Origin of the sequence: Flavobacterium sp. Sr18 (genome assembly GCF_011064265.1) — a bacterium.
Lineage (GTDB): Bacteria > Bacteroidota > Bacteroidia > Flavobacteriales > Flavobacteriaceae > Flavobacterium > Flavobacterium petrolei.
In genome coordinates this window covers 2,299,558-2,315,861 of the sequence record NZ_CP049329.1, presented here as the reverse complement: position 1 = coordinate 2,315,861, position 16,304 = coordinate 2,299,558, and the positions used below count along the sequence as shown (strand labels likewise).

The 16,304-nt window shown below is 35.5% G+C and carries 15 protein-coding genes; 9 read left to right on the top strand and 6 right to left on the bottom strand.

Going from position 1 to position 16,304, the window contains the following annotated elements; all coding sequences use genetic code 11:
* Positions 1–111: 111 nt before the first annotated feature.
* Entirely contained in the window at positions 112–654 is a 543-nt protein-coding gene (locus G7A72_RS10230; RefSeq protein WP_165152387.1) for a hypothetical protein, read from the top strand.
* Between the two features lie 8 nt (positions 655–662).
* Positions 663–1,994, top strand: coding sequence for an alkaline phosphatase (locus G7A72_RS10225; protein ID WP_165152386.1), 1,332 nt, complete (start codon positions 663–665; stop codon positions 1,992–1,994).
* Here the strand turns inward: G7A72_RS10225 and G7A72_RS10220 are convergent, their stop codons facing one another.
* Entirely contained in the window at positions 1,995–2,345 is a 351-nt protein-coding gene (locus G7A72_RS10220) for a hypothetical protein (protein ID WP_113664520.1), read from the bottom strand.
* A 157-nt stretch (positions 2,346–2,502) separates the two neighbouring features.
* On the bottom strand, positions 2,503–3,477 hold the full coding sequence (locus tag G7A72_RS10215; RefSeq protein ID WP_113664521.1) for a polyprenyl synthetase family protein: 975 nt from the start codon (positions 3,475–3,477) through the stop codon (positions 2,503–2,505).
* 210 nt (positions 3,478–3,687) lie between these two features.
* On the opposite strand from G7A72_RS10215, the gene G7A72_RS10210 reads away from it, so the two are divergent.
* The 5 genes from G7A72_RS10210 to G7A72_RS10190 all read left to right on the top strand — a co-directional run bounded on the left by G7A72_RS10210 (position 3,688) and on the right by G7A72_RS10190 (position 10,620).
* Complete coding sequence (locus tag G7A72_RS10210; RefSeq protein WP_165152385.1) at positions 3,688–4,209, top strand: YceI family protein; 522 nt, start codon at positions 3,688–3,690, stop codon at positions 4,207–4,209.
* Between the two features lie 155 nt (positions 4,210–4,364).
* Positions 4,365–4,961: a TetR/AcrR family transcriptional regulator gene (locus G7A72_RS10205; protein WP_165152384.1), complete on the top strand. Its 597-nt coding sequence runs from the start codon at positions 4,365–4,367 to the stop codon at positions 4,959–4,961.
* A gap of 1 nt (position 4,962) precedes the next feature.
* Positions 4,963–6,303 (top strand): TolC family protein, encoded by a 1,341-nt coding sequence (locus tag G7A72_RS10200; protein ID WP_165152383.1) that lies wholly within the window; start codon positions 4,963–4,965, stop codon positions 6,301–6,303.
* Between the two features lie 4 nt (positions 6,304–6,307).
* On the top strand, positions 6,308–7,369 hold the full coding sequence (locus G7A72_RS10195; RefSeq protein ID WP_165152382.1) for an efflux RND transporter periplasmic adaptor subunit: 1,062 nt from the start codon (positions 6,308–6,310) through the stop codon (positions 7,367–7,369).
* Between the two features lie 77 nt (positions 7,370–7,446).
* Positions 7,447–10,620, top strand: a complete 3,174-nt coding sequence (locus G7A72_RS10190) for an efflux RND transporter permease subunit (protein WP_165152381.1) — start codon at positions 7,447–7,449, stop codon at positions 10,618–10,620.
* Between the two features lie 90 nt (positions 10,621–10,710).
* Here G7A72_RS10190 and G7A72_RS10185 read toward each other — a convergent pair whose 3' ends face one another.
* Both G7A72_RS10185 and G7A72_RS10180 read right to left on the bottom strand, forming a co-directional pair.
* Positions 10,711–11,151 (bottom strand): LexA family transcriptional regulator, encoded by a 441-nt coding sequence (locus G7A72_RS10185; protein WP_113664529.1) that lies wholly within the window; start codon positions 11,149–11,151, stop codon positions 10,711–10,713.
* The gene (locus G7A72_RS10180; RefSeq protein WP_165152380.1) at positions 11,142–12,416 is read right to left on the bottom strand and encodes a Y-family DNA polymerase; all 1,275 of its coding nucleotides are present in this window, start codon (positions 12,414–12,416) and stop codon (positions 11,142–11,144) included. The genes G7A72_RS10185 and G7A72_RS10180 overlap by 10 nt, the downstream gene beginning before the upstream one ends.
* A gap of 402 nt (positions 12,417–12,818) precedes the next feature.
* Here G7A72_RS10180 and G7A72_RS10175 point away from each other — a divergent pair, with 402 nt between their 5' ends.
* Positions 12,819–13,481: a hypothetical protein gene (locus tag G7A72_RS10175; RefSeq protein ID WP_165152379.1), complete on the top strand. Its 663-nt coding sequence runs from the start codon at positions 12,819–12,821 to the stop codon at positions 13,479–13,481.
* Between the two features lie 96 nt (positions 13,482–13,577).
* Here G7A72_RS10175 and G7A72_RS10170 read toward each other — a convergent pair whose 3' ends face one another.
* Positions 13,578–14,450 carry an AraC family transcriptional regulator gene (locus G7A72_RS10170; RefSeq protein WP_165152378.1) on the bottom strand — a complete coding sequence of 291 codons (873 nt, stop codon included), beginning with the start codon at positions 14,448–14,450 and terminating at the stop codon, positions 13,578–13,580.
* A gap of 188 nt (positions 14,451–14,638) precedes the next feature.
* Between G7A72_RS10170 and G7A72_RS10165 the strand changes: the two genes are divergently transcribed.
* A complete protein-coding gene (locus G7A72_RS10165) occupies positions 14,639–15,235 on the top strand; it encodes a hypothetical protein (RefSeq protein ID WP_165152377.1) in 597 nt (198 codons plus the stop codon).
* Positions 15,236–15,313: 78 nt separating this feature from the next.
* Here the strand turns inward: G7A72_RS10165 and G7A72_RS10160 are convergent, their stop codons facing one another.
* Positions 15,314–16,297 (bottom strand): Gfo/Idh/MocA family protein, encoded by a 984-nt coding sequence (locus G7A72_RS10160; RefSeq protein WP_165152376.1) that lies wholly within the window; start codon positions 16,295–16,297, stop codon positions 15,314–15,316.
* Between the last annotated feature and the right edge of the window lie 7 nt (positions 16,298–16,304).

Genomic DNA, 16,304 nt, shown 5'->3' with positions numbered 1-16,304 from the left:
GAATATACCTTTTTTGTTAAAATAGTTTGGCAAAAGTACGATAATACAATAAATTTATAATTTATTTTAAGATACTTTTACATTGAATAATGTTAAAAAAACTAAAAACTCATGACAAAGAATTGCATTTATAGTATTCCCGAATCATTTTTGGCATTACTAACGGTATTTATTTCAAGTTGTCTGTTTGCGCAACAAAATAATTCGGATCCAAAAATCCAAAATCAGTTTTGGAAAAATGTACAATTTGGAGGTGGAATTGGATTAGGTTTTGGTTCCGGCTTTACGGACATTTCTTTGGCTCCAAGCGCCATTTATAATTTTAATGAATATGTAGCTTTGGGCGCTGGCGTACAATATAAATATTTAAAACAAAGAGATTTTTATGCTTCTCATTTGTATGGTGGAAGTGCGATAGGATTGTTTAATCCGATACCTGAAATCCAACTTTCGGCTGAACTGGAACAATTAAGAGTCAATGTAAATCTAGAAGGATCCAATACTAATTCACAGGACTATTGGAACACTGGATTGTTTATTGGAGCCGGTTACCGCTCCGGAAGTGCTACTATTGGCGGACGCTATAATGTTTTGACAGACAAAAACAACATTTACGGCAGTGCCTTTATGCCATTCATCCGAGTATATTTTTAAAATTAATCATGAAAAAAACTTTTCAACTCCTATTTATTTTTTTTGCAACTTACAGTTTTGCACAAAACAGCCTTTTGCAATCCGGTCCCATGGTAGGGTATTGCGAAATGACAGAAGCGGTGATTTGGCTACAAACCAGCGAAAAAGCTTCCGTAAAAATAACTTATTTTGACATTGACAATCCTGCTAGAATATTGTATTCGGATGTTTACTCTTCCTCGAAGGAGGTTGGCTTTACACATCATATTATTTTAGATCAATTAATTCCCGGGAAAAAATACAAGTATGATGTTTTTATAAATGACAAAAAAATAATCTTGCTTTACGAAACTTCTTTTTCAGCAAAAAAACTTTGGGAATGGCGCGAAGATGCACCAGATTTTACCGTCGCGGTTGGGAGTTGTTCTTATTTTAATGAGCCACCACTGGATCGGCCTGGCAAAGCGTATGGAAGCGAAAATGGAATCTTTGAAAGTATAGTCAAAAAGAATCCGGATATTATGATTTGGAGTGGTGACAATATCTATCTTCGAGAAGCCGATTGGGATAGTAAAACCGGAATTTATCATAGATATACGCATTCCCGGTCCATAAAAGCAATCCAACCGTTACTCGCAAAAACTCAAAATTTTGCTATTTGGGACGACCATGATTTTGGTCCGGATGATAGCGACGGCAGTTTTTACAACAAATTCCTAACTCAAAAAGCATTCAAAGACTTCTGGGCAAATAAAAGCTACGGCATGCATCCAGAACAAAATGAAGGCATTTATTCAACATTTAGCTGGGGTGATGCGCAATTCTTTCTATTGGATGACCGCTATTTCAAAACTCCAAACAACAGGATTACTGGTGAAAGAACAATATTAGGTAACACACAGTTAGAATGGCTGATTAACGCATTAAGTTTTTCAAAAGCCAGTTTTAAAATAATTGTAATTGGTGGCCAAGTATTAAATTCAGTTGCTGAAAAAGAGAATTATAGCAATTACCCGAAAGAGAAGGAAAAATTACTGCAAGAAATTCTAGATAATAAAATCAAAGGTGTGTTGTTTATAAGTGGCGACAGACATTTTACAGAGTTCTCTGAACTTCCGCGAGAGAACACTTATCCTTTGTTTGACTGGACTGTATCACCACTAACTTCCGGTGTGGCTTCTGAAAATGTGTGGAAGGAAAACAATATTTTTAGAACAAAAGGCAGCTTGATTGCGCAGCATAATTTTGGAACAATTTCATTCTTAGGTTCCAAAGAAAACCGTCAAATGAAGCTTACTGTTTTTGATGCTAAAGGAATTGAATTGTGGAATAAAACAATCTTAAAAAAGGACTTGGAATAATTAATACTTATTCCTGAACCAAACTTTTTGCCATTCTCTTTTTAGAATCAGAAAAGCGACTTGTTCCGCCAGAATTACTAAATCAGAACCATCGAGTTTTTTTATTTCTTCTTCGGAAACATCAATTATGTAAAGTAAATTGAGATATTCAGCAAATTTATACTGAATGAGTCGGTAGATTTTTTCATGAAGCTGTAACTTCAATTCATTAGGAGAAATACTCAAAGGAAAATCAATTGCTTCGTTAGCCAAATTGAAGTCCTTATTCATTTGTTCGATTAATTTCAAATATAAGTTTTCACCTTCGGCTTCAGTAAGTAGTAAATCGGTATTTTTTGGAACTATAAACATTTGATTTCAGATTGTTGATTAACGAATTTAGATTTTTGATTTTAAGAAACTCTCTAAATGTTTGATTTTTTTGAATTAAACTGATTTTTGAAATAAACCATTATTTACCCGAAGTAAAACTTCTGCGATCAAAAATCGTTAATCTGTAATCAAAAATCTAAACTTTCCTTCCCATTAGGTTTTCACCAAAAGCCTTCAACATTTCTTTTTTCTCTGTGCTGATATTCATTTTATCCAAGGTTTGAAAAGCCTTAAACGTAAAGTCCTGGATTGCATCCTGAGTTGCCTTTGAAGCACCAGAACTGTTGAACAGCGCTTTTACACGTTCTATTTTATCAGTATTATCTTCTGGCTGAATCGAAAATAAGCTTTTCAATTCCTGCGCTTCTTCTTCATTTGAAAATGCAACCGCTTTAAGATACAAATACGTTTTTTTGTTCTCAATTATATCACCGCCCACCTGTTTTCCAAAGGTTTCCGGATTACCAAAAGCATCCAGAAAATCATCCTGCAACTGGAAAGCCAAGCCTAAATTTAATCCGAAATCATAAATTAAATTAGCATTTTCTACAGAAGTTTCCGCAATTATTGCTCCCATTTTCATGGCAGCTGCCACTAAAACTGCTGTCTTATATTGAATCATTTTCAAATATTCCGCAATGGTTACATCGGTACGCTCTTCAAAATCAACATCCCATTGTTGTCCTTCGCAAACCTCGAGTGCCGTTTTGCTAAACAACTTTGCTAAATCCCTAAATATAAGAGGCTCGTATTGTTCGAAATATTGGTACGCTAAAATCAACATAGCATCCCCTGATAAAATTCCGGTGTTTAAATTCCATTTTTCATGCACGGTTTCATGTCCTCTGCGCAAAGGAGCATCATCCATAATATCATCATGTACCAACGAGAAATTATGAAAAACTTCGACTGCCAGAGCAGCAGGAAGGGCTTTCTTGTAATCTGCATCAAAAACCTCTGCGCTCATTAAAGTAAGCACTGGACGCATTCTTTTTCCGCCAAGATCTAAAATGTAATGTATAGGCTCATATAAATTTCTAGGTTCTTTGGTTTCGTATTGTGATTGCAAATAATCCGAAAGGAACTCCTGATACTGATAAATGGTATGCATAAAATAAATTTTCGGCTAATTTACAGTATTCAATTTGCATTACAAACTCCGTTTCATTATCAAATGTTAAATAAATCAAAATACAATGGAAACTATTTTGGTATTCAAAGTTTCCGTCTTACATTTGCACTCGAATTTAACATTTCAAATCCTTAGATACTTTTTTAAGTGATTGTTAGATCAATTAAATTTTAATACACCCGATGAATTATGAAAACTAAATGGACAATTGACTCCAACCAATCTGATGTTCTGATTAAAATGAGGCATTCAATTATTGCCTATTTAGCGGGAACCATCAACAAATTCAACGGGCATATCGATATTGAAAACAATGAAATTGAAGACGCCTCGATCGAATTTTCATTGGATGTAAACAACAAGGATGGAAAACTGGAACAAATAGACACGCATTTAAAAATGAATGACCTCTTTGATGTCAATGAATATCCTATCATTAGTTTTAAGTCAACTTCATTTGAAAAAGTAAATAAGAACATCAATTTCTTGAAAGGAAATTTGACTATCAAAAACATTACAAAAGTGGTGGAATTAGATGCGGAATTCATTGGAATAAACGCTTACAATGGCGATCAGAAAGCAGCATTTGAAATAACAGGTAAAATTAACCGTAAAGATTTTGGACTGACCTTTAATTCCTTCAATCAAACCAGTGGCTTGGCTTTGGGACAAGATATCAAACTGATTGCTAATCTTGAATTTACGATTTAACCAACCAATTTAAACTAAACGTTAAATAATTACAAATTAAATGGAAACTATTTTAGTTTTCAAAGTTTCCTTCTTACATTTGCACTCGATTTGATTAATCCGCTTTTACAAGAAAACTTAATTAAAACTCACTGAAACTATTTCAGCATATAAAGATGAAAGAAAAAATTATAAATAAAGCAAAAGATATGTTTTTGAGACTTGGTTTCAAAAGCATAACGATGGATGATATTGCTGGTGAAATGTGTATTTCAAAGAAAACAATTTATAAATATTTTGCCAATAAAGAATTGTTGATACAGGAAAGCACACAAGTGCTTCACAAGGAAGTTCACGAAATCATAACCGAAATTATCTCTCGAGATTATAATGCAATAGAGGAAAACTTCCAAATTAGAAAAATGTTTGCTGATATGTTCAAATCTTCAGACACCTCTCCTATTTATCAGCTAAAAAAACATTATCCAGAAGTATATGAAAAGGCTTTAGAGTATCAAGTTCAAGAATGTGAAAGCTGTTTTACACAAAACATTGAAAAAGGAATTGCTCAAGGCTTGTACAGAAAAGACATCAATATTGACGTTTATGTTAAACTTTATTACGCTTTGATTTTTACCATTAATGAAAATACCCGTTCCGAAAGAGAAGCTGCGGCCTTAGAAATGGAAGCACTGGAATATCACACCCGAGCAATGGCAACAGAGAAAGGAATAGCCGAATTAGAAAAAAACTTACTTAATCCAATTACATAAAATGAAAAAAACAATTCTTTTAATAATTCTGACATTTGCGCTTGGTGCCAATGCACAAGAAGTAAAAACCCTCACGCTAAGAGAAGCTATTAACTACGCTTTAGAAAATAAAGCCGATGCCAAAAAAGCAAAACTGAAAGTAGAGAACAGTGAATACCAAATTCAGGAAGTACGCTCCAGAGCTTTGCCACAAATATCGGCAAACGGAAATTTGACTTACAATCCTGTGATTCAAACTACTGTAATTGATGGAGCTGGATTTGGACAACCAGGAACAACTATTCAGGCCGCTTTTGGACAAAAATGGGTTTCAACAGCGGGAGTTTCTTTGACTCAAGCAATTTTTGACCAAACGGTTTTTACCGGTTTGAAGGCAGCAAAATCTACTAGAGAGTTTTACCAAATCAACAACCAGTTGAGCGAAGAACAAGTAATTGAACGCGTAGCCAATAATTATTACCAGGTTTATGTACAAAGACAAAAACTAACAGTTATTGATAGTACGTACAAAAATACGAATAAAGTAAAAGACATTATCAAAGGGCAATTTGACAACGGATTAGCTAAGAAAATTGATTTGGATCGAATTTTAGTGAAGATTTCAAACATCAATACGCAACGCCAACAAGTGCTGAATGCGGTTCAAATTCAGGAAAATGCGTTGAAATTTTATATGGGAATGCCGATAGCAACTCAAATTGAGATTCCACAAACTGCATTTGAAGTGGGACCACAAGCACTCTCTGAAATTCCAAATACAGCTAACAGAACGGAATATTTGCTTTTGAAGAAACAAGAACAACTTTTATTTTATCAAAAAAAGGCTGTTGAAGCTTCGTATTACCCAACATTATCATTGAACGCCGGATACAATTATATTGGTCAAGGTCCAAAAATGCCTATTGGAGGAAAACCAGCTGACGGAGTTTATTGGTCTGATTTCTCATCAATTGGACTAAATTTGAAAGTACCTATTTTTACTGGATTTGGTACCCGTGCCAAAGTAAGACAAGCCGATATTGAAATTAGAACGGTTCAAGAAGATTTAGTTGACACCAAATTAGCGCTTGATTTGGCTTTCGCCAATGCAAAAACGCAAATTGACAATAGCTTGACTACAATCAACAATCAAAAAGAGAATGCGCAATTAGCCAAAGAAGTTTTAGACAATACCAGAAATAATTATGTTCAAGGATTAGCTTCTTTAACGGACTTATTGGATGCTGAAAACGCTTTGACGGAAGCACAAAACAACTACACATCGGCCGTACTGGAATACAAACTGGCAGAAATACAATTAATCAAATCAAAAGGCGAATTAAAAACACTTATAAATAATTAACAAAATGAAAAAAAGCATACTTACCATAGTACTAATTGTTGCCACTTTAGGGATTATTGCCTACGTTTTAACCAATAATAAAAAAGAAAATGAAGCAAAAACTGCTGTAGTAGCAGAGAAAAATGCTAGCATTTCAGTAAAAGTAGCAACGGTAAAAACCGAAGAAGTTTCCCTTGATTTTGTAGCCAATGGAAATTTTGCACCACTACAAGAATTAAGTTTTTCAGCTGAGAAGCCAGGAAGAGTAGTTCGTGTTTTAGTTGATGAAGGTGACAGAGTGCGCATTGGTCAAACGCTGGCAATTGTAAGAAGCGAACAAATTACAGCTGATTTACAAACTGCACAAGCATCCTATCAAAATGCTTTAACCGACTACAGTCGTTTCGAAAATGCTTTCAAAACTGGCGGTGTGACTAAACAACAATTGGATCAGGCTAAATTGAGTTTAGTGACTTCAAAATCAAGATTGCAACAAGCAAAAGTGAATATTGGCGATACGAATATCAAAGCGACAATCAACGGAATTGTGAACAAAAAATACGTTGAACCAGGATCGGTTCTTGGCGCAGGAACACAATTGTTTGACATTGTTAATGTTTCTAAATTGAAACTAAAGGTCAATGTCAATGAAAATCAGGTTGCAGGTTTAAAAGTAGGAACAACACTATCTGTAAAAGCAAGTGTGTATCCAGATGCAACATTCTCAGGAAAAATCTCGTTCATCGCCCCAAAATCGGATGCGAGTTTGAACTTTCCTGTAGAAATAGAAATTGCTAATAACGCCGCAAATGATTTGAAAGCAGGAATGTACGGAACTGCTGAATTTTCTGCAAATCAAGGAAAACAATCGTTGATGGTTGTTCCTAGAAATGCTTTCGTAGGAAGTGTGAGCAGCAATGAAATATTTGTAATCGAAAACGGAACTGCTAAACTGAAAACGGTTACAGCCGGAAGAATTCTTGGTGATAAAGTAGAAGTTTTAAACGGACTTTCAGAGGGTGAAACTGTAATTGTTACTGGTCAAATCAACCTTCAAGACGGATCTAAAGTGGAAGTTATTAAATAGTCGAAAATCATAAAGCCAAAGGTCGAAAGTACACAACTTCATGTCTTTACAACTTTAAGATACAAAAATATAAATATATGAAATTAGCAGAAATATCCATAAAACGTCCTTCCTTAGTCATCGTATTGTTTACGATACTAACTTTAGGAGGATTGTTTAGTTACAGCCAATTAGGCTACGAATTGATTCCAAAATTTGAAACTAACGTAATTTCGATTGCAACTGTATATCCTGGTGCATCACCTAGCGAAGTGGAGAACACCGTTACTAAAAAGATTGAAGACGCGATTTCCTCGTTAGAAAACATCAAGAAGATCGACTCTAAATCCTTTGAAAGTTTATCTTCGGTGTCGATAACACTGACATCAAATGCTGATGTTAATATTTCGATGAACGATGCGCAGCGAAAGATAAATGCTATCATAAACGACTTACCGGATGATGCAGAAGCCCCTTCCCTAAACAAGTTTTCTTTGAGCGATTTACCAATTATGACCATTGGTGCCAACGGAAAAATGGACGAAGTTGAATTTTATGACTTAGTTGATAAAAAATTAGCGCCCGTATTATCTCGTGTACAAGGAGTCGCACAAGTAAACATTACCGGTGGACAAGAAAGAGAAATTCAAGTCAATCTTGATGCTGTAAAAATGCAAGCCTACGGACTTTCGGTACCGCAAGTGCAACAAAACATTTTATCCTCCAACTTGGATTTCCCAACCGGAAATATTCAAACCCGTGAGCAAAAAATATTAATCCGTTTAGCCGGAAAATATAAGAATGTTGAAGAATTAAGAAACCTAATTGTTTCTTCTAAAAACGGAATACAAGTTCGTTTAGGCGAAATCGCTGATGTTCAAGACACACAAAAAATCACTGAAAAAGTGGCTCGTGTCAATCAGAAAAGTGCTATTATTTTGCAAATCATAAAACAGTCCGATGCTAATGCGGTTGCGGTGAGTGAAGAGTTGGTGAAAACAATTGCTAAACTAGAAGCGGAGTACAAAACGACTGAATTAAAATTAGAAATCGCAAAAGACAGTACTGTATTTACACTTGAAGCTGCTGATGCCGTGGTACATGATTTACTTATTGCGGTACTTTTAGTAGCGTTTGTAATGTTGTTTTTCTTACACAGTATTCGAAACTCATTGATTGTAATGGTTTCGATCCCAGCTTCGTTAATTGCTACTTTCATCGGAATTTATTTAATGGGATACACCTTGAACTTGATGAGTTTATTAGGACTGTCTCTAGTTGTTGGTATTCTTGTGGATGATGCTATTGTGGTTCTAGAAAACATTTACAGGCACATGGAAATGGGCAAAAACAAAGTTCGTGCTGCCTATGATGGTACAGCCGAAATTGGTGGAACTGTAGTATCGATTACGCTTGTAATCGTGGTTGTGTTTTTACCAATTGCATTGAGTTCTGGACTGGTTTCTAATATTATTACGCAGTTTTGTGTAACGGTAATTATATCTACTTTACTATCATTAGTGGCATCATTTACTATTATTCCTTGGTTATCCTCCCGATACGGAAAATTAGAGCACATTGAAGGTAAAAACCTTTTCGGAAGAATCATCCTTGGTTTTGAAAGTTATTTAACGCGTTTCATCAACTGGATTTCTGGATTATTGACTTGGAGTTTAGATCATTACAAAACAACACTAGCTATTGTTTTAGTTATCTTTTTCAGCTCAATTGCATTGGTTCCTGCAGGGTTTATTGGAGGTGAATTCTTCGCCGCATCAGACAGTGGTGAGTTTTTAGTTCAAATCGAAATGCCAAAAGATGCCTCGCTAGAACAAACTAACTTCATGACACAAAAAGCAGAAGCTTTTTTAGAGAACGAAGCTTTTGTCGAAAGCCAGTTTACTATTGTGGGTCAAACCAGTGGTGGGCTTGGAGCTTCGCAAGCAACTGCATACAAATCAGAAATTAACGTGAAAATGGTCCAATTAGACCAACGCGATGAACCTGCAAATGTTTACGCTGCAAAAACCAAACGTAAATTAGAAAAACTATTAGTTGGTGCAAAAGTTAAAACCGTTCCGGTAGGTATTTTAGGAACAGCTGAAGATGCTACTTTAGGACTTATTGTAACAGGTCCAGATGTAGCAAGTGCCATGAAATTTGCCATTGCTGCTGAAAAAGAATTGCGTACTATTCCAGGAGCAACAGAAATCGAATTATCTGTAGAAGATGGAAATCCTGAAGTAAACGTAAAAGTGGACAGAGATAAAATGGCCGCACTTGGTTTGAGTTTACAAACAGTTGGTATTACGATGCAAACGGCTTTTAGCGGTAATACTGACGGACGTTTTAGAGCTGGAGAATACGAATATGACATCAATATTAAATACAATGCATTCGATAGAAAAAGTATTGCTGATGTAAGCAACTTGATTTTCATCAATGATATGGGTCAACAAATCAAGTTAAATCAATTTGCAACCGTTACGGAAGGTTCTGGTCCAAGCCAATTGGAACGTAGGGATAAAACGGCATCGGTGACAGTAAAAGGGCAAAACGTGGGAGTTGCTTCTGGAACAATTGTTGCGCAATGGCAAGAAAAAATAGATCAACTAAAAAAACCTACCGGTGTCAACTACATTTGGGGTGGTGATCAAGAAAACCAGTCAGAAGGTTTTGGAACATTAGGAATTGCTTTATTGGCTGCCATTATCTTGGTTTACCTTGTAATGGTTTCCTTATACGACAGTTTTGTGCATCCATTCGTAGTATTATTTGCTATTCCGCTTTCGTTCATTGGAGCATTACTAGCATTAGCATTAACGAATAACACCTTGAACATCTTTACGATTCTTGGAGTCATCATGCTTATTGGTCTGGTATGTAAGAATGCTATTATGCTTGTGGATTACACCAACCAACGTAGAGCCGCTGGTGAAACCATTAGAACCGCATTAATTCAAGCGAATCATGCGCGTCTTCGTCCAATTTTAATGACAACAATTGCAATGGTTTTTGGTATGTTCCCAATTGCATTAGCTGCTGGAGCTGGAGCCGAATGGAAAAATGGTTTGGCATGGGTAATTATTGGTGGATTAATAAGTTCCTTATTCCTAACCTTGATTGTCGTTCCAGTAATTTATGAAATCATGGAGAAATTGATTGCTAAATTCAGTAAAGGAGAAAAAGTTGATTACGAAGCGGAAATGGTAGCTGATTATGACCACATCGAATTAAGCGAAGATGGTTTTAATCCAAAACATACGGTATAAAACGTAATTATATTAAATAAAGAAAGGCTTCCATTATCATATTGGAAGCCTTTCTTTTTTAATACTATCAGTTCGAAATAAAAGATTTAACTATAATTTCTTAATCACATACGTCACAATTCCCCAAATAATTAATTGGTTTTCTTCAGTGACTTTTATAGGAGCATAATTGGAGTTTTCGGGCATCAGAAACAAACAGTCTTTCTCGACTTGCATGCGTTTCACCGTAAACTCACCATCAATGAAACAAATGGCAATTTTATTGTTTTGCGGTTCCAAGCTTCTATCCACGACAAGAACATCTTTGTCATTGATTCCGGCATCAATCATGGAATTTCCTTTGACTTTTATATAAAAAGTCGCCAATGGATTTTCGCTTAATTGTTTGTTCAAATCAATGCTCATTTCCATAAAATCAGCTGCCGGCGATGGAAATCCTGCTGAAACACCTTCGCTGATGAAAGGAATTCGCAATTCACTTTCAAAATCAGGCAGAAAAAAAGTTAGTTTTTGATCTTTGTTTATTGACATTTGATTTCGAGTATATCTTTAAAATTAGTGGTGTATTTAGGTGACAAATGCTTCTGATTCATGTTCCAGGTCAAACTTAAATTTTGGGTAGCCAACTTTACTTTCTTGTCACCAATCTTTTTATTCAGGCCGTCCATTACTTTCATCAATAGCAGATGTTTTGGATTTTCCTCATCAAACAGCTGCAACTGTTTTTTGTTTTCATCAATCAATTCAGTGACAATAACGCCCGCTTTTTTGAATTTTAAATGCTCATTTCCTTGGTGCAGCTTTTTCAGCATCGAGATCGCGGCATTAGAAATTGTCAGCGTAGAATTTGACCCATACGGTAATGTAACCGCCATATTAAAATAATATTTTGAAGTTTGCACTGTATGTTTATCCACCACAAGCATTACAATAATAGTATGACAGCAGGAGTTTTGTTTTCGCAATTTCTCGGCGCAAACGGCTGCAAAAGTCGCTACACGTTCGCGTAGCAAATCAAAATCAGCAATTTGTTTGGGAAAACTTCGGGTCGTGGCAATACTTTTCTTTTGGTCTACAGTGGGTTCTAAATCCAAAACTGATTTTCCTTCGAGTTCGTATTTTAAACGCATACCAACCACGCCCATTTCTTTTTTGATCCACGCTTCGTGTTGTGGCGCCGTAAAATCCAGTGCAGTCAAAATATTTTTAGCTTTCATCTTTTTATTCATTCGGTAACCAATTCCCCAAACGTCTTCAATCTTTGTCCATTTCAAGGCTTTGATTCGTTTTTCTTCGCTATCAATAACGTAAACACCTTTCGTTCTGTCTTGGAATTTCTTAGCAATTTTGTTGGCTACTTTTGACAACGCTTTGGTTTCGGCAAAGCCAATGCAAACAGGAATTCCTACCCATTTTTGCACACGGGTTTTCATTTGGATTCCATAATCATGATAATCAGAAATCGTTAAACCATCAAAATTCAGGAAGGCTTCGTCTATGCTGTAAATTTCTAGATTTGGTGTAAACTGACCTAAAATTGCCATTACGCGATTGCTTAAATCCCCATACAGCGCATAATTCGAAGAAAATAATTGTACATTTTTCTCTTTTACCAATTCCTTAATCTGAAATGCCGGTGCACCCATAGGAACCCCAACCGCTTTCGCTTCATTGCTTCTGGAAATGACGCAGCCGTCGTTATTTGACAAAATCGCAACTGGTTTTCCGTTGAATTTCGGCTGAAAAACACGTTCGCAAGAAGCGTAAAAATTGTTACAATCGACTAATGCATACATGCTGCAAAATTACTCAATATCCACTGATGGGAGTTTGTAACTAAAGTTAATTTTAAAGTAATGTTGATAAAAAATTTGATATGAAACGGGTTTTACAAATCGGAATTTTTCACTTTTATTGTGATTTTTTCTTAGACTAAACCATAAAAAATACATTTGGACTACCAAGAATTCTATTAAAAAAATCTTAATATTAGCTTCTGAATAAAATTATTTTATATTTTTTATAAATTTTAACCATTTGATTTAAAGTTAATTAAATGGCTAAAATCAATCTACCACTTAAAAACACAAAACCTTTATTCCATTTTCTGGCACGCTACTTGGATATACCTAATCAAATAAGTAAAAAAGCGAAAGCCGAAAAGCTCAAGAGTAGGCAAAATTCAAAATATAATTATCATGAAAAAAATTACCCTTTTAGTTGCTAGTATCTTCGTATTTGGAGGTAGTATAGCGAACGCAGCAGAGAAAATCGATTTTTCTGTAGAAAGAAGATCTCCAGTAGATTTTAGAAACGCCGACCCAATTGTGTTCACAGAAAGAGGAATTGAGTTCTTCGTGTTCCCTGACGGACAATTAGATTTTAATACACGCCCAACAACCGGTCGCGATATGTATTACAAATCAAGCCGAAAAAATGGTGTCAATAAAACCTTTGGCGCTCCGGGAAATATTCGAAACGGAAACTATGGTGTAAAAGTAGAACACGACAATATGGGTCGCGTACGACAAGTTGGGAATGTGTTCATTAACTATGATGCAAATGACAGAGTAAAACGAATTGGTTCTGTTTACATGACCTACAACCGTTATGCATTAGAAAGAGTAGGCGGATTGGAAATTATTTACAACCGTCGTGGTCAAATTGTTGACACCGTTGGAGCAGTAAAAGGAGGAAGAGCCTACCAATACGGCCAAAACAGTAACAGCAACAATGATTTTGGTAACAACCAAAACTCAAATGACGATGACCTTTACTATTACAGAACAAATGGTGTAAAAGCCAAAGTTGAAAAAACAAAAGTAGTTGACAATGCAGTCATTGTATTAAACAGAAGATAATTATTTGATTTGGAATAATTGGTTAGAAAAATCCCGCTGGTACTCGTATCAGCGGGTTTTTTGTTTGAAAAGCAATCTGAAATATAATTATTTATGCTACTTAAGCACCGATCTTAATTCCTGACGGTATTGCGAGGCGCTTTTGCCTGTAAACTCTTTGAACGATTTATTGAAATAACTAAAATTATTGAAACCACTTTCATAACAAATCTCAGTAATGCTGATAGGTTTCTCCGCTAGCAATTTCGAGGCGTGAACCAAGCGATAATCATTGACGAATTTGGTAAAGGTTTTATTCGTAATCTTTTTGAAATACCTGCAAAAAGAAGGTTCTGTCATACTCACCAATTCTGAAACTTCTTCCAGCGTAATATGTTCCTGAAAATTATCTTTTACGTAATTAAAAACAGCGTTGATGCGGTCATTGTCCTGCATTTGCATTTCCATCGAAAATCCATCGGCATTCAAAACTGTAGATTCTTTGGATAGTTCCAGCTCATTAAGAATACTCAACATCGTCAACAATCGCTCAAACTGCGGCTGTTGTTCCATCGATTCTATTTTCTTCCCGATATTTTTTTTGGTTTCACCATGAAAAGCAATTCCGGCTTTCGCTTGACTAAAAAGATTCCGAATATTCGTCATTTCGGAAATATCAAAAAAACCGTTACCTAAAAAATCCGGTTTCATTTGGATAACCGTTTCATTTTTATTCCCGGTTTCTTCATTGGTAAACCCACAATGCGGCAGATTGCTTCCTATCAAAATTAAATCACCATCCGTATAATACGAAATATGGCTTCCTATCTGGCGTTTTCCCGAGCCGCCATTTACAAAAACAAGTTCAATTTCAGGATGATAATGCCACAAGTGTGCTTTGCTATTCGCGTTTTCGACATATTTCGAAAAGTAAAAAGAACTCCCGAACGATGGCGCAATAATTTCAAAAGCTGGCGGTATAATTTTCATACAATTCCGTATTTAGAATTAGCACAAATTTACCAAAAACAGACACTCAATTAACTTTTTTAACCTTAATCGATTTCGTAAAAGGTAAAATAGCACACAAATTAGAAAATTCAGCACTACTCATACTGAATAGGTTACAGTAATTTAGCCTCAGATAAATATCATTATAAATCTAAAAATTTACAATTATGAAAAAGATTTTAAAATTTAGTTTAGTGTTAGCCGCAATAGTATTGACTGCCGCACAAGCACACGCCGGAAACGCAGATTTTTCACTGGATTTAATAAAAGAAGAAGGAAAAACGGTAAGTTTTAATTTGAAAGAGACAAAGAAAATTGATTTGTCCATTTATGACACCAATGACGGATTAATCTATCAAGAAAAAATTACTTCTGAAGAAAATATCAGCAGAACATACGATTTGACTGCTTTACCAGACGGAATTTACTTCTTGAAAGCAGAGAGTGATCTTAAAATTTCAAAGTACAAAATTGAAGTTGTAGGTAACAAGGCTAAATTATCAGCTGATGCCATTTCTGAGGTGTACAAACCAGTTTTAGTGAATAAAAACGGAATGGTTACCGTCAATATTTTAAACCTAGAAAAAACTCCGGTTAGTGTAGCCATTTACAACTCAGAGGAAAATGAAGTGTATAATGAAACTTTGACCGCTGATCTTTATGTGGGTAAAATATTTGATTTAACTAGCGCTCCTAGTTCAAAATATACGTTTGAGATTACTTATAACGGAAAAACATATATCGAAACAGTAGCTACCAAGTAGTGATTAAATAAATTCTTGTAGTAAAGAGGCTGTTCGATAAAGACAGCCTCTTTTTTTTGTTTCACACTACTGAAAACACTACATATTCCCGATAATCTGGTCCATAATCCAACTCGTATGTACTCCCGTTAAACCTGTGGAGGGATGAGTACTATTCCCAAGAAGGTCTTCTCGCATTTGCTGCACATGATACAACTGAATATTTTCAGGATGTTCAATGAATAATTCCGTTTTTCCTTGTGCGTTAGAAAGTACTATAGGATCATTTTCAAATACAGAAAACGTGATTTTTCCTTTGCTTCCATAAATGACCACTTTGTCTTCCCGTTCATAGCAACCAAAGTTCCAGCTTCCTGAACCAGTTATTCCAGACTCATGCAACCAGAAAGCAACCGCGGCATCTTTAGCCGAATACAATCCCTGTTGATTGAGACTTAAACCGGAAACCTCTTTTATATTTCCCAAAAGATGCGTAAATAAATCCAGACCATGACTGGCTAAATCATCAAAATAACCACCTGTAGCAATGTCGGTATCAGTTCGCCAATTGTATTCTCCAGATAAATCTTTAGCATTTGCCGACTTACTCAAATGCCATCTTATATGCCTGATTTCACCAATGCAATCTGCATCAAGCCAAGATTTTACCTGTTCAAAACGAGGCAATGTGCGTCTGTAATAGGCAACAAACAAAGGAATATTTTTTGTTTCAAAAGCATTATAAATGTCGAGACTGTCTTGATAAGTTGGCGCCAAAGGTTTTTCGATGCAACAAATCTTACCGGCTGCAGCGACCTTGAGTCCATAAAATTTATGAACATCGGGAGGTGTGGCAATGTAAATCGCATCAATTTCAGGATCATTAATCAAATCATCAGCATTCGTGTAATACTTACTAATTCCGTGTCTTTTAGCATAATCCGCAGCCTTAACCACATCTCTTCGCATTACTGCAACCACTTCAAAACCATCCGTTTTCTGGTATGCAGGACCACTTTTCAATTCGGTAACATTTCCACATCCCAATATTCCCCAACGGATTACTTTTGTACGTTCACTCATAATTACT

Bases quoted from the DNA above. Each gene is read 5' to 3' on its own strand.
- G7A72_RS10215 (WP_113664521.1), bottom strand. From the start codon at position 3,477: ATGCATACCATTTATCAGTATCAGGAGTTCCTTTCGGATTATTTGCAA.
- G7A72_RS10230 (WP_165152387.1), top strand. From the start codon at position 112: ATGACAAAGAATTGCATTTATAGTATTCCCGAATCATTTTTGGCATTA.
- G7A72_RS10190 (WP_165152381.1), top strand. From the start codon at position 7,447: ATGAAATTAGCAGAAATATCCATAAAACGTCCTTCCTTAGTCATCGTA.
- G7A72_RS10220 (WP_113664520.1), bottom strand. From the start codon at position 2,345: ATGTTTATAGTTCCAAAAAATACCGATTTACTACTTACTGAAGCCGAA.
- G7A72_RS10200 (WP_165152383.1), top strand. From the start codon at position 4,963: ATGAAAAAAACAATTCTTTTAATAATTCTGACATTTGCGCTTGGTGCC.
- G7A72_RS10170 (WP_165152378.1), bottom strand. From the start codon at position 14,450: ATGAAAATTATACCGCCAGCTTTTGAAATTATTGCGCCATCGTTCGGG.
- G7A72_RS10210 (WP_165152385.1), top strand. From the start codon at position 3,688: ATGAAAACTAAATGGACAATTGACTCCAACCAATCTGATGTTCTGATT.
- G7A72_RS10180 (WP_165152380.1), bottom strand. From the start codon at position 12,416: ATGTATGCATTAGTCGATTGTAACAATTTTTACGCTTCTTGCGAACGT.
- G7A72_RS10225 (WP_165152386.1), top strand. From the start codon at position 663: ATGAAAAAAACTTTTCAACTCCTATTTATTTTTTTTGCAACTTACAGT.
- G7A72_RS10175 (WP_165152379.1), top strand. From the start codon at position 12,819: ATGAAAAAAATTACCCTTTTAGTTGCTAGTATCTTCGTATTTGGAGGT.
- G7A72_RS10185 (WP_113664529.1), bottom strand. From the start codon at position 11,151: ATGTCAATAAACAAAGATCAAAAACTAACTTTTTTTCTGCCTGATTTT.
- G7A72_RS10160 (WP_165152376.1), bottom strand. From the start codon at position 16,297: ATGAGTGAACGTACAAAAGTAATCCGTTGGGGAATATTGGGATGTGGA.
- G7A72_RS10195 (WP_165152382.1), top strand. From the start codon at position 6,308: ATGAAAAAAAGCATACTTACCATAGTACTAATTGTTGCCACTTTAGGG.
- G7A72_RS10205 (WP_165152384.1), top strand. From the start codon at position 4,365: ATGAAAGAAAAAATTATAAATAAAGCAAAAGATATGTTTTTGAGACTT.
- G7A72_RS10165 (WP_165152377.1), top strand. From the start codon at position 14,639: ATGAAAAAGATTTTAAAATTTAGTTTAGTGTTAGCCGCAATAGTATTG.